10 protein-coding genes are annotated in these 12,836 nt (G+C 65.9%); 6 read left to right on the top strand and 4 right to left on the bottom strand.

Annotation, left to right across the window (positions count from 1 at the left end):
* Positions 1-22 precede the first annotated feature (22 nt).
* Together KK7_RS0115335 and KK7_RS0115330 are read left to right on the top strand one after the other, a co-directional pair.
* Positions 23-1,918, top strand: a complete 1,896-nt coding sequence (locus tag KK7_RS0115335) for a CocE/NonD family hydrolase (RefSeq protein ID WP_040598831.1) — start codon at positions 23-25, stop codon at positions 1,916-1,918.
* Between the two features lie 72 nt (positions 1,919-1,990).
* On the top strand, positions 1,991-4,054 hold the full coding sequence (locus KK7_RS0115330) for a S9 family peptidase (RefSeq protein WP_010545531.1): 2,064 nt from the start codon (positions 1,991-1,993) through the stop codon (positions 4,052-4,054).
* Between the two features lie 309 nt (positions 4,055-4,363).
* On the opposite strand, the gene KK7_RS22005 is transcribed toward KK7_RS0115330, so the two are convergent.
* Both KK7_RS22005 and KK7_RS0115325 read right to left on the bottom strand, forming a co-directional pair.
* Positions 4,364-5,434: a KAP family P-loop NTPase fold protein gene (locus KK7_RS22005; protein WP_158000023.1), complete on the bottom strand. Its 1,071-nt coding sequence runs from the start codon at positions 5,432-5,434 to the stop codon at positions 4,364-4,366.
* Positions 5,435-5,511: 77 nt separating this feature from the next.
* Complete coding sequence (locus tag KK7_RS0115325; protein ID WP_010545530.1) at positions 5,512-6,891, bottom strand: helix-turn-helix domain-containing protein; 1,380 nt, start codon at positions 6,889-6,891, stop codon at positions 5,512-5,514.
* A 396-nt stretch (positions 6,892-7,287) separates the two neighbouring features.
* Here KK7_RS0115325 and aceA point away from each other — a divergent pair, with 396 nt between their 5' ends.
* Positions 7,288-8,577: an isocitrate lyase gene (gene aceA / locus KK7_RS0115320; protein WP_010545529.1), complete on the top strand. Its 1,290-nt coding sequence runs from the start codon at positions 7,288-7,290 to the stop codon at positions 8,575-8,577.
* Positions 8,578-8,589: 12 nt separating this feature from the next.
* Positions 8,590-8,745: a hypothetical protein gene (locus KK7_RS23190; protein WP_010545528.1), complete on the top strand. Its 156-nt coding sequence runs from the start codon at positions 8,590-8,592 to the stop codon at positions 8,743-8,745.
* 60 nt (positions 8,746-8,805) lie between these two features.
* On the opposite strand, the gene KK7_RS0115310 is transcribed toward KK7_RS23190, so the two are convergent.
* Positions 8,806-10,254: an MFS transporter gene (locus KK7_RS0115310; RefSeq protein WP_010545527.1), complete on the bottom strand. Its 1,449-nt coding sequence runs from the start codon at positions 10,252-10,254 to the stop codon at positions 8,806-8,808.
* Between the two features lie 146 nt (positions 10,255-10,400).
* On the opposite strand from KK7_RS0115310, the gene KK7_RS0115305 reads away from it, so the two are divergent.
* Both KK7_RS0115305 and KK7_RS0115300 read left to right on the top strand, forming a co-directional pair.
* A complete protein-coding gene (locus KK7_RS0115305; RefSeq protein ID WP_010545526.1) occupies positions 10,401-11,546 on the top strand; it encodes an acyl-CoA dehydrogenase family protein in 1,146 nt (381 codons plus the stop codon).
* 44 nt (positions 11,547-11,590) lie between these two features.
* Positions 11,591-12,379 carry an SDR family oxidoreductase gene (locus KK7_RS0115300; RefSeq protein WP_010545525.1) on the top strand — a complete coding sequence of 263 codons (789 nt, stop codon included), beginning with the start codon at positions 11,591-11,593 and terminating at the stop codon, positions 12,377-12,379.
* Positions 12,380-12,385: 6 nt separating this feature from the next.
* Here the strand turns inward: KK7_RS0115300 and KK7_RS0115295 are convergent, their stop codons facing one another.
* Complete coding sequence (locus KK7_RS0115295) at positions 12,386-12,763, bottom strand: VOC family protein (protein WP_010545524.1); 378 nt, start codon at positions 12,761-12,763, stop codon at positions 12,386-12,388.
* Positions 12,764-12,836: the final 73 nt, after the last annotated feature.

The following is a 12,836-nucleotide window of genomic DNA, read 5'->3' as shown; positions in this document are numbered from 1 at the left end:
AACCCGCCGGGGGGACATCATCATGCGCATATCGACCATCGCTGCGGCGTGCCTGCTCGGGCTGGGCACCCTCCCCGCCCAGGCGCAAACCTCCGCCGACGAGCGCCCCGCCACGGCGCATCTGCCGACCGGCGACTGGGACCATGAACGCCGCGTGGTCGAAATCCCGATGCGCGACGGCGTCACCCTCCACACCGTCATTCTGGTGCCCAAAGGCGCGAAGAACGCCCCGATCCTGCTCACCCGCACGCCCTATAATGCCGAGGCGCTGACCGGAAACGTCAAGAGCGGGCGCATGGCTGCGGCGCTCGACGGCTATGACAACGCCGCCGACGTGATCGTCGCGGGCGGCTATATCCGGGTGATCCAGGACGTTCGGGGCAAGTACGGCTCGCAGGGCGTCTACATGATGAACCCGGCGCTGGCGCACACCCGCTGGAACCCCACCGATACCGACGATTCCACCGACGCCTATGACACGATCGACTGGCTGGTGAAGAACCTCCCCCAGTCGAACGGCAAGGTCGGCGTGCTCGGCATCTCGTATGACGGCTTCACCGCGCTGATGCCGCTGATCCACCCGCATCCGGCGCTGGCGGTGGCGGTGCCGATGAACCCGATGGTCGATGGCTGGCGCGGCGACGACTGGTTCCACAACGGCGCCTTCCGCCAGATGAACCTGCCCTATATCTGGGAGCAGGATGCGACCCGCGACAACAGCAGCCCGTGGATCTCGAGCTTCTACGACGAATACATGCTGTACATGGAGGGCGGCTCGGCCGGCGCGCTGGCGAAGGCGCACGGGCTGGAGCAGACCGGCTTCTGGCGCAAGATCGTCGAGCATACCGCCTATGATGCCTTCTGGTCCGATCAGGCGATGGACAAGGTGCTCGCCGCCCAGCCGCTCACCGTGCCGACCATGCTGGTCCACTCGCTGTGGGACCAGGAGGATATCTACGGCGCCCCTGCCGTCTATGCGGCGCTGAAGGACAAGCCGGAGGCGGCGGGCAGGCTGTTCCTCACCATGGGCCCATGGTGGCACGGCATGGCGATCGAGGAGGGCAGCAAGCTCGCCGGGATCAGCTGGGACCAGGATACCGCGAAATGGTGGCGCTGGCATGTGCTGGCACCCTTTCTTTCGCACTTCCTCAAGGGCATGCCGATGGACGTCGCCCCCGTCACCGCGTTCCAGAGCGGCACCAACGAATGGCAGCGCCTCCCCGGCTGGCCCGCCGCGCCGGCCAGCGCCAAGCTGTTCCTAAAGCCCGAGGGCAAGCTGGGCTTCGACGCGCCGGGCGGCGCACCGGCGAGCGAGGACTATGTCTCCGATCCCGCCCACCCGGTCACCTACGTCCCTCGCCCGGTACAGGCGGTGGGCTATGAAGGCGATCACTGGACCGCCTGGCTCGCCACCGACCAGCGCGCCGTCTCCAGCCGCCCGGACGTGCTGAGCTTCGTGAGCGAGCCGCTCGCCGCCCCGGTGACGATCGCGGGGCAGCCGATGGTCCACCTCAACGCCGCGACCAGCGGGACCGACAGCGACTGGGTGGTCAAGCTGATCGACGTGTTCCCCGAACAGATGCCGATCCACCACGCCCAGGGCGGCTACCAGTTCGCCGTGGCGATGGACATCTTCCGCGGCCGCTACCGGGAGTCGCTGGCAAGCCCGAAGCCGATCCCGGCGAACAAGCCGCTCAACTACAGCTTCGCGCTGCCCACCACCAACCATGTCTTTCTGCCCGGCCACCGGATCATGGTGCAGGTCCAGTCGAGCTGGTTCCCGCTCTACGACCGCAATCCCCAGAGCTTCGTGCCGAACATCCTGTTCGCCAAGCCGAAGGACTATGTGAAGGCGACGCAGAAGGTGACGGTGAGCGGCCCCAACGCCAGCTACATCGCGCTGCCGGTGCAGCAGTAACCCGAAGATCCTCCCCCTCCTGGGGGAGGATCTAGGGCTTGCCCAGCCCCCGCGACTTCCTACAACATCCCCATGACCGATTTCCCCACGCCGCCCGTCGCCGCCACCCGTCCGCACAGCTTTACCCGCCACGGCATCACCATCGAGGACCCCTGGGCCTGGCTACGCGACCCCGGCTATCCCGAGGTGACCGACAAGGACGTGCTCGCCTATCTCGAGGCCGAGAACGCCTATTTCGACGCGGTGATGGCCCCGCTCAAGCCGCTGTCCGAAACGCTGTTCCAGGAGATGCGCGGCCGGATCAAGGAAGACGAGGCCACCGTCCCCCAGCGCGACGGCGACTGGATCTACTGGACCGACTACGAAGTCGGCGGCGAATATCCGCGCTGGTGGCGCAAGCCCGCCGCCGGCGGCCCGGACGAGCTGATCCTCGACGAACCCGCGCTCGCCGCCGGCAAGGAATATTTCCGCCTGGGCGAGATCTCCGCCAGCCCCGACGGCCGCTGGCTCGCCTATGCCTATGACGACAACGGCTCGGAGCGGTTCGAAGTCCGGGTCAAGGACCTTACCACCGGCGAACTCCTCCCCGACACCATCTCGGGCATGCTCTCCGAGATCGTGTGGACCGCGGATTCCAAGGGCTTTCTCTACGGCCTCGCCAACGAGAACTGGCGCACCGACAATGCCCGCTGGCACAAGCTCGGCGAGCCGGTCGAGAACGACATCGAGCTGTTCCGCGAGGCCGACGAAGGCTACCGCGTCGCCGTCGGCGAGACCCAGTCGCGCAAGTGGCTGACCATCGCCACCGGCGACCATGTGACCAGCGAGGTCTGGCTGCTCCCCGCCGACAACCCCGCCGCCACGCCGATCTGCGTCGCCCCGCGCAAGCCGGGCCGCGAATATGACGTGGACGAGCATGACGGCACGCTGTTCATCCACACCAACGATACCGACACCAACTGGCGCCTCGTCACCGCGCCGATCTCGGCTCCGTCCGAATGGACCGAGCGCATCGCCCCCTCGCGCCATTTCTACATGACCGGCGTCACCTGCTTCGCCGATTTCTTCGTCGTCGAGGGCCGCGAGGACGGGCTCGATCAGATCGAGCTGCACCGCTATGACGCGAGCGTCCCCCCGGTGCGCCTGCAATTCCCCGAGGCGAGCTATGTCGCGGGCCTGGGCGACAACCCCGAATATGCCGTCACCAAGCTGCGGCTCGGCTATGAATCGATGGTCACCCCCGGCACCGTCCAGGATTACGACGTCGCCACCGGCGCACTGGAGACGCTGAAGGTCCAGGAAATCCCCAGCGGCTATGACGGCACCAAATACCGCACCGAGCGCCTGACCATCACCGCGCGCGACGGCACCGCCGTCCCCGTCTCGATCGTCTATCCGCAGGACTTCCCGCGCGATGGCACCGGCAAGCTCTATCTCTATGCGTACGGCGCCTATGGCCACGCCATCCCGCCGGGCTTCTCGACCAGCCGCATGTCGTTCCTCGATCGCGGCATGGCCTTCGCCATCGCCCATATCCGCGGCGGCGACGATCTCGGCCAGCACTGGTATCACGAGGGCAAGCTGGAGAAGCGCACCAACACGTTCCACGATTTCGTCGACGTGGCGAAGGGGCTGATCGCCCTCGGCTATACCGCGCCGGGCCGGATCGCCATCGCCGGCCGATCGGCGGGCGGCGAGTTGATGGGCGCGGTGGTCAATTCCGATCCCGAACTATGGGGCGCGGTGATCGCCGACGTGCCGTTCGTCGACGTGCTCAACACCATGCTCGACGAGAGCCTGCCGCTCACCCCCGGCGAGTGGCCCGAATGGGGCAACCCGATCGAGGACAAGGCGGCGTTCGAGCTGATCCGCAGCTACAGCCCGTATGACAATGTGACGGCACAGGCCTATCCGCCGATGCTGATCTCGGGCGGCCTCAACGACCCGCGCGTGACCTATTGGGAGCCCGCCAAATGGGCCGCCCGCCTGCGCGCGACCAAGACCGACGACAATATCCTGCTGCTCAAGACCAATATGGGCGCTGGCCATGGCGGCAAGTCCGGGCGGTGGGAGAGTCTGCGGGAATATGCCGACGAGATGGCGTTCGTGCTTTGGCAGTTGGGGGTGGAGGGGTGACCCTCCACCTACGCAGCTAGCTATATCTATCAATCATCGAATTAGCCATCAACGGCAAAACATCACGCCTGTTTCTAAAATAGAATCTGCTAAAGAAGTTTGCATAATTTGCAAATTCTGGGTCATTATTATCTATCGAATCATCGCAGAGATATCGCATCAATCCTTGAACGTGGCCTTTTGGATACTCTTCTGGCCAACGCCCTGCATCGAGGAAGGATTTTATTTCTGGGTAAGATATCACGCCCTTCGTTAGGTTAACATATATATCCAACCTAACCACTTTGAGGCAAACCAATACGGCTATTATTATAGCAGGGCGCAGTTCATTTTTTTAAAATCAATCCTCGCCAATATGAATGTTATGACGATCTTCTCAGCTTGACGAATTGAAAGATCATACGCACTAACGATGTATCCTACCTCACTGAATATTTCCAGCGCCTCGCCACGACTTTCCCCCGTCAACTCCTTTAGAAGATTGACGGCATAATGGCCCGTTCTCGACATTCCATGAGAACGACCACCCACCTCGAATGGAATCAGAAAATCATAAAATTTCTGAATATATTCTGATGCTGCATCACCAACTCCATATCTACTCTGCACCGAAAGCAGAAGATGGTTCACGTTTGTAACCAACACGAAGTGCAATCTTCTTGCTCTAAAGAAGTGCTTAAGACATTCTAATATACCTAACGCAAAATCTGGCCTGCACCTATCTAGTTCATCGATTATAATAATCAGAGGAGTTTCTGATTCGTCTTTCTCAAGGCCTTTCACTGGCTTCGACAGAAGGCTAGGAAGTTGCTCTAGACTAACCTGTAATGCGCGGAAATTAGCCTCGTCATTCGCTTGCTCTTCGAGCATGGCTTTGACAGATGCCTCAGAGATATCGCCGAGACCCGAGGCAATCTCATCTGTGATCTCCTTTGCGCTTTCAATTTCAGCAGCTCCAATAAGACCGAAGCTAACAGCCTTTACAGCAAACTTTGCGGTCGGGGCAGCTATGCTCTTCGCAGCCTTGGACAACGCACTGACAAATTTTTCATAAAACTCGCGTTCGCTAGACCGGACTGCTTGCACCTCTCTAACGAACGCAGTTGCAATCGCTCGAAAAGGACTGTCAATATAGTCCGCTGCAAATGCATCAAAGTAGATACACGGGACGCCTCTAGCTTCTAAGTGGAATTTCCACTGCCTTGCGAAGACGGATTTCCCAGTACCCCACCGCCCGTCGAGTATCGATACCGTACCTTGCTCGAGATTTTCATAAAGCCCAGTAAGCCGGCGCGCCAAATCACCTCTTTGAAATACGTCATTGGTATCATTGAAACCATTATCGAAGAACGATTCGTCTAAGTCGCGCCGAATTTTCATGATGCCCCTCCCAAAACGCATTTAAAATCTCGCCGGGTAGAAGAGGAACGTCAAGGCAACTTCACCCTGGCGACCCCTCAATCCCCCGCAAACCCAAACGCCGTAACCCCGCGCTCCCGCTCGCTCCCCGCCGCCGCGCGCCCCGCCGGCGCCGCCGAGCGCTGCGGGCACGCCAGCCGCGTACACGCCCGGCACCCCAGCCCGATCGGCGCGGCGCGGCCGGCAAGGTCCACGCCGCGCGCCGCCGCCAGCGTCCCCGCCTCCGCCGCCGGCAGGCCCAGCGCGATCACGAAGCGCGGGCGCACGCCGCCGGGCGCTCCCCCATGCGGATGCACGCAGCGCGCGATGGTGAAGGCACGCGCGCCGTCCTCCAGCTCGACCAGTTGCACCGCCGTCTCGTCGGTCCGCGCAAAGGCGTCATAGGCGTTCCACAAGGGGCACGGCACCGACGCCTCGACCAGCGCCGATCCGCTGGCGCCGGCATAGCGTTTCGATACCTGCCCCGCGCGATCGAACCGCATCAGGAAGAAGCTCAGGCCGCGCGCGCCCACCCGCTGCAGCGTCGTCAGCCGGTGCGCGACCTGCGCCGCGCTCGCGCCGAAGCGCCGCTGGAGCAGCTCCAGGTCATAGCCGCTCGCCTCGCACGCGCGCAGGAAGCGGGCATAGGGCATCGTCACCGCCGCGGCGAAATAGGCGGTCAGGTGGCGGCGGAACGGGCGTTCGGCGGCGCGGTCCAGCCCGGCGCCGCGGACCAGCGCCTCGATCTCGTCGCGCGCCTCCACCGCCAGCTGCTCGGCCAGCGCGAAGGCGCGCGCGCTGGGATCGAGAGCCTCGGAGAGCTGCAGCTGCCGCGCGTGCAGGTCGAGCCGTTTCAGGGCATCGCCCATCACCTCGGCGGGCAGGATGCGCACGGCGAGCTGGTGTTTCACCCGCAGCCGCTCGGCCATCGCGCCGTAGGGCTCGCCGGCCATGCGCAGTTCGTCGGCCAGCGCCTCGCCGGCGGCGTCGAGATCGGCGAAATGGTTGCGCCAGCGCTCGATCGCGCGGCGGACCTGGGGGCCGGGATCCTGCGCGGCGCCGGGGAGCGGCGCGGCGGCATTGCCCATCCGGTCATAGGCGCGGGCGAACGCCTCGGCGCCGTCGGGCGCGCCGGCCAGCCATTCCTCGAGCTGGTGGCGATCGATGGCGAGATCGGCGAACAGCGGGTCCGCCAGCCGCCGCCGCAGCGCCTCGGCCCCGCCGCCGGGCTCGGCCGCGGCGAGGCGGCGGGGATCGAAGTCATAGGTCTCGGCCAGCTTGAGCATCAGCGCGGCGGAGATCGGCCGCTGGTTGCGCTCGACCAGATTGAGATAGCTGGGCGAAATCTCCAGCGCCTCCGCCATCGCCGCCTGGGTGACGGCGAGCTGGAAACGCAGCCGCCGGATGGCGTGCCCGGCGAAGAGTTTGCGTTCGGCCATGGTTCGTCGCGCTCCTCAAAAATTCCTCCCCGGAACGGGGAGGGGGACCGCCGCCGAAGGCGGGGGTGGAGGGGCCGCGCCGAAGGCGCGGTAGTCCCGGACTATCCCCCGCCCGCACCGCCGCTAGCGCGGCGGCCCCTCCACCACGCCGCTCGCGCGGCGCGGTCCCCCTCCCCGTTCCGGGGAGGAATTTGCCGCTGTCCTACACTCCGCGTTCTTTCTACGTTCTCACCCAAGAACAACAACCGGTCTGTAAATAGTTTACACCCATACAAGGGGACCTCGCAACCCACCACACACCCACACCCTGTGCGAAGCCGAAGTTGAATTCCCTCCACGCCTGAACTTCCTAAACTTAGCCACACAAGCTATCGCCAGTCAGTCAAGGAATTCACAATGTCCCAGTCGCTTGGTTTCGAGGATCTGGTCCCCGCCCCCACCGGGCGGTTCGAGGGCATCCAGCGCCCCTACACGCCGGCGGACGTCGCCAGGCTGCGCGGTTCGCTGCCGGTGGAGCATACGCTGGCCCGCCGCGGCGCGCTCAAGCTGTGGGAGCTGCTGCGCACCGAGGACTATGTCCATGCGCTGGGCGCCTTGTCGGGCAACCAGGCGATGCAGATGGTCCGCGCGGGGCTCAAGGCGATCTATCTGTCGGGCTGGCAGGTCGCGGCGGATGCCAACACCGCCGGGCAGATGTACCCCGATCAGTCGCTCTACCCGGCCAATGCCGGGCCGGAGCTGGCGCGGCGGATCAACGCGACGCTCCAGCGCGCCGACCAGATCGAGCATCTGGAAGGCGGCGCGACGCGGGATTGGTTCGCGCCGATCGTCGCCGATGCCGAGGCCGGGTTCGGCGGGCCGCTCAACTGCTTCGAGATCATGAAGTCCTATATCGCCGCCGGTGCTGCCGGGGTGCACTATGAGGACCAGCTGGCCAGCGAGAAGAAGTGCGGCCACTTGGGCGGCAAGGTGCTGATCCCCACCCAGGCCCATATCCGCAACCTCGATGCGGCGCGGCTGGCGGCGGATGTGTGCGGGGTACCGACGGTGATCTGCGCCCGCACCGATGCGGAGTCGGCGCGGCTGATCACCTCGGACGTGGATGAACGGGACCACCAATTCCTGACCGGCGAGCGGACCCCCGAGGGGTTCTTCCGCCTCAAGGAGGGGACCGGCGTCGATCACTGCATCCAGCGCGGGCTGGCGTTCGCACCCCATGCCGACCTGCTGTGGTGGGAGACGTCGAAGCCCAATCTCGACGACGCCCGCCGCTTCGCCGAGGCGATCAAGCGCGCGCATCCGAACAAGATGCTGGCCTATAATTGCTCGCCCAGCTTCAACTGGGAGAAGAACCTGGACAAGGACGATATCGCCCGCTTCCAGCGCGAGATCGGCGCGATGGGGTACAAGTTCCAGTTCGTCACCCTCGCCGGCTTCCACAGCCTCAACTACGGCATGTACGAGCTGGCGCGCGGCTATCGGGATCGCGGCATGGCGGCCTATTCGGAGCTGCAGCAGGCCGAGTTCGCGGCGGAGGCCGAGGGCTATACCGCGACGCGCCACCAGCGCGAGGTCGGCACCGGCTATTTCGACGCCATCGCCCAGACCGTGGCGGGGGGCGCCAGCTCCACCACCGCGCTCGCCGAGAGCACCGAAGCAGCCCAGTTCACCAGTGAAGCCGCGTAAGGAGAGTAAGTCATGACCAACGAACCGCAGCGCAGCCGCGCCGTCTTTTCCACCGAGGATTTCCGCCTGCTCCGCGAGGCCGTCGGCGCCCATCTCCAGGCGGTGAAGGACAAGCCGGAATCGGTGAAGTTCTCCAACCTCTACCACCGCTTGGGCCGCGTGGCCTGACGCCGTCCCCGAAGAGAGAAATGCCCGCCGGGTCCACACCCGGCGGGCACTTCCCGTGCGTCAGTCGGCCCGCGCGCCGAGCTGCGCCAGCCGGGCGGCATGCTCCGCCTTGCCGAAGGGAAAACGCCGGTAGAAGAACGCCGCCGTCCCAGCCAGCGACAGATAGACGCAGCAGAACAGCAGCGTGAACCGGTCCACCACGAGTGTCGGCACCGTGCCCGGCGCGGCGCCGTCCGGAAAGCCGGTGAGCGAAAGGATCAGCCCGGTCAGGAAGATGCCGAGCCCGCTCGAGCATTTCTGGACGAAGAAGAAGCCGGCGAAGAACACGCCCTCGGAACGCCGCCCGGTCGTCACCTCGGAATGCTCCACCACATCGGCCAGCATGGAGGCGCCGAGCATCGTCGAGGATACGGCGAAGGTGGCGTTGACCGTGAAGATCGCGAACAGCAGCGGCAGCAGCCACGGGCTGCCGGGTGCGGGAAAGGCCCCGCCCAACCGCAGCAGATAGGGGGCGGTGAGCAGCAGCACCGCCAGCACCAGCGCCAGCGTCGCTGCACCCGGCTTGCCCAGGCGGCGGGCGAGCCGCGGCGCCAGGACGAAGGCCAGCAGGACTCCCAGGAACAGCGTTCCGCCCAGCAGCTCGAATGCCGTGCTGTCGAACCGCCAGACATGCGCATAGAGATAGTTCGACATCGAGAAGCTGATGCCCTGCGCGGTGAAATAGCAGAGCCCCGCCCCCATCAGCATAAGGAAGGCCGGGTTGCGCAGTGTCTCGAACAGCTCGGCCAGACTGCGGCGCAGCGGCTGGCGCTCGACCCGCACCGGCGGCAGGTGACGGATCTCGCGATGGGTACCCAGCGCCGAGACCAGGATCGCCACCACCATCAGCACCGCTCCGCCCAGCGCGAAGGCGGGATAGCCGGCGCGATCGAACTGGCCGTGCGGCCGGCCCGGCCCTTCGGCCAGGAACCAGGCATAGGAGAGCACCAGCATCGCCATGCCGCCGCCCCAGCCGAACAGGTAGCGATAGGCCATGATCCGCGTGCGTTCCTCATAGCCCGAGGACAGCTCTGGGGTCAGCGCCTGGGAAGGCACTTCGAACGCCGACACGGCCGTCCGCACCAGCACCGCGGTGCAGAACAGCCAGCCGAGCAGCCCGGCATGCGACCAGGCGGGCGGATTCCACAGCAGCAGCCAGCCCAGCGCGATCGGCGCCGCGGCCGCATACATCCAGGGGTGCCGCCGCCCCCAGCGGCTCCGCGTCCGGTCCGAGAGCATCCCGATCGCCGGGTCGACGAACGCGTCGAGCAGCAGCGCACACATGATGACGAAGCCGACCTCGGCCGAGGGCAGCCCGACCACCTGATTGTAGAACAGCAATAGGAAGGTGATGAAGCAGAAGTCCTTCACCCCATAGGCGGCCGCCCCGAAGCCATAGGCCAGCATCGTCGGCGTCGCCACGCGCCGCGGCGGCGGCACGAGCGGGGTTTCGGCTGGGCTGCCAGCCATGATCTTTTCTCCTTTGCGGACCCGTATGCCCCCGATACAGGCCCTGTCACCGCCCGGCAAACAAAACACTTTGGAAGATTGGGTACGGCTTGCGACGCGCTGTATAGCCGCTATACCTGCTCGCAATTAGAACCGAGAGGATGGCCATGGCCCTCGAACCAGAGCTGTTCGACGCGCTGCTCGACACGGTGCGCCGCTTCGTCGCCGAGCGGCTCCGCCCGCTGGAGGCTGCGGTGGAGGCGGCGGATGCGATCCCGGAGCATATCGTCGAGGAGATGAAGGCGCTGGGCCTGTTCGGCCTCTCGATCGACGAGGAACATGGCGGCCTGGGCCTCACCATGGGCGAGGAATGCCGGGTGGCGATCGAGCTGGGGCGCACCACGCCCGCCTTTCGCTCGGCCTTCGGCACCAATGTGGGCATCGGCAGCCAGGGGCTGGTGATCGCGGGCACGCCCGAGCAGAAGGCGCACTGGCTTCCGCGCATCGCCCGGGGCGCGATCATCACCAGCTTCGCGCTGACGGAACCGGACGTAGGTTCGGATTCGGGCGCGGTGCAGACCCGTGCCGTGCGCGACGGCGACGTCTACCGGCTGAGCGGCACCAAGCGCTACATCACCAATGCCGACAAGGCGCAGCTCTTCACCGTGATGGCGCGCACCGGCGCGGAAGCGGGCGGGCGCGGCGTTTCCGCCTTTCTGGTGCCGCGCGACCTGCCCGGCGTCTCGATCGGCGAGCCCGAGAAGAAGATGGGGCAGAAGGGCGCCCGCGTCGCCGACGTGCGGTTCGATGACGTGGCCGTGCCGGTCGCAAACCGCCTGGGTGCCGAAGGCGACGGCTTCCGCATCGCGATGCAGGTGCTCGATCGCGGCCGGCTGCACATCGCGGCAGTCTGCGTGGGCGTCGCCGAGCGGCTGATCGCCGATTGCGTCGCCTATGCCGGCGAGCGCAAGCAGTTCGGCAAGCCGATCGCCGAGCACCAGCTGATCCAGGCGATGCTGGCGGATTCGAAGACCGAGGCGCTCGCCGCCCGCGCGCTGGTGCTGGAGACGGCCACCGCGAAGGATGCCGGGGCGAACACCACGATGGAGGCCGCGGCGGCGAAGTATTTCGCCAGCGAGATGGTAGGCCGCGTCGCCGATCGCGCGGTGCAGATCTTCGGCGGCGCCGGCTACATCGCCGATTACGGGATCGAGCGGCTGTACCGCGACGTGCGGCTGTTCCGGATCTACGAAGGCACCAGCCAGATCCAGCAGCTGATCATCGCCCGCGAGACGCTGAAGCGCGGCGGGTAACAAGGGCCGTTCCCACTGTGGAGGGCCGGGAGAGGGAGTTTGGCATGGACGTATCGTCGCTGTTTCGCCTGGATGGCCGCGTCGCGCTGGTCACCGGAGGCTCGCGCGGCATCGGGCGGATGATCGCGGAAGGCTTCGTCGCTTCGGGCGCGAAGGTCTATGTATCGTCGCGCAAGGCCGGGGCCTGCGAGGAGACCGCCGCCGCGCTGGGTCCGACTGCCGTGCCGCTGCCCCATGACGTCTCCACCGTCGAAGGCTGCCGGGCGCTCGCTGCCGATCTGGCCGCGCGGGAGGCGCGCCTCGACATTCTGGTCAACAATGCCGGTGCGGCCTGGGGTGAGCCGTTCGAGAGCTTCCCGGAACAGGGCTGGGACAAGGTCATGGACCTCAACGTCAAGTCGCCCTTCTTTCTCACCCAGGCGCTGCACGGCCTGCTCAAGGCCGGCGGCAGCGCCGAGCGCCCGGCCAAGGTGATCAACATCACCTCGATCGACGGCCAGCGGCTGAACGCCTGGGAAACCTATAGCTACCAGGCCTCCAAGGCGGCACTGATCCACCTCACCCGGCGGATGGCGGCGCGGCTGGTGCGCGACCAGATCCACGTCACCTCGATCGCGCCGGGCGCCTTCCCCAGCGACATGAACAAGGCCGCGCGTGACCATGGCGGCACGGTGGCGCAGGCGATCCCCGCTAGGCGGATCGGCGTGGCCGAGGACATGGCGGGCGCGGCGATCTTCCTCGCCGCCCGTGCCGGGGATTATCTGGTGGGCGAAACCGTGACGGTCGACGGCGGGCTGGTCAACGCCGCGCTCGGCGCGAGCATCGACGGCTGAGCCGGGTCAGCACTGGTTGGCGACCTCGACCAGATTCTCGTCGGGGTCGTAGAAATAGACGGAGCGGATCGGCCCTTGCGCGCCGGTCCGCTCGATCGGCCCTTCGACGATCGCCACGCCCGCTTCGGCGAGATGCGCCATCACGTTCTCGATCGGCATGCTGGTGAGCAGGCAGAAATCGCCCGACCCGCGCGACGGATGCCGCGTGTTCGGATCGACGCCGACGTGCAGTTGCTGCAGATTGATCTTCTGGACGCCGAAATGGAGCGCGCCGCGTCCCGCGCCCACGCGCTGCGGCACCATGCCGAGCACGCGGGCGTAGAAGGCGAGGCTCGCCTCGACATCGAGCACGGTGAGAACCAGATGGTCGATAGCGTCGATCATGCCGGTCCTCCCGCGATCAGCGGGCGATTTCGCCCGCTGCCAGCACCGCCAGCGTCACCAGTTCGCTGGCGGG

This window comes from Sphingomonas elodea ATCC 31461 (genome assembly GCF_000226955.1).
Taxonomy (GTDB): domain Bacteria; phylum Pseudomonadota; class Alphaproteobacteria; order Sphingomonadales; family Sphingomonadaceae; genus Sphingomonas; species Sphingomonas elodea.
The sequence above is the reverse complement of the archived record's forward strand: the minus strand, read 5'-3'. Positions and strand labels throughout refer to the sequence as shown.

Excerpts from the sequence above, each read along its gene's own strand:
- aceA (WP_010545529.1), top strand. The coding sequence starts at position 7,288 with ATGTCCCAGTCGCTTGGTTTCGAGGATCTGGTCCCCGCCCCCACCGGG.
- KK7_RS0115295 (WP_010545524.1), bottom strand. The coding sequence starts at position 12,763 with ATGATCGACGCTATCGACCATCTGGTTCTCACCGTGCTCGATGTCGAG.
- KK7_RS0115335 (WP_040598831.1), top strand. The coding sequence starts at position 23 with ATGCGCATATCGACCATCGCTGCGGCGTGCCTGCTCGGGCTGGGCACC.
- KK7_RS23190 (WP_010545528.1), top strand. The coding sequence starts at position 8,590 with ATGACCAACGAACCGCAGCGCAGCCGCGCCGTCTTTTCCACCGAGGAT.
- KK7_RS0115305 (WP_010545526.1), top strand. The coding sequence starts at position 10,401 with ATGGCCCTCGAACCAGAGCTGTTCGACGCGCTGCTCGACACGGTGCGC.
- KK7_RS0115325 (WP_010545530.1), bottom strand. The coding sequence starts at position 6,891 with ATGGCCGAACGCAAACTCTTCGCCGGGCACGCCATCCGGCGGCTGCGT.
- KK7_RS0115310 (WP_010545527.1), bottom strand. The coding sequence starts at position 10,254 with ATGGCTGGCAGCCCAGCCGAAACCCCGCTCGTGCCGCCGCCGCGGCGC.
- KK7_RS0115300 (WP_010545525.1), top strand. The coding sequence starts at position 11,591 with ATGGACGTATCGTCGCTGTTTCGCCTGGATGGCCGCGTCGCGCTGGTC.
- KK7_RS22005 (WP_158000023.1), bottom strand. The coding sequence starts at position 5,434 with ATGAAAATTCGGCGCGACTTAGACGAATCGTTCTTCGATAATGGTTTC.
- KK7_RS0115330 (WP_010545531.1), top strand. The coding sequence starts at position 1,991 with ATGACCGATTTCCCCACGCCGCCCGTCGCCGCCACCCGTCCGCACAGC.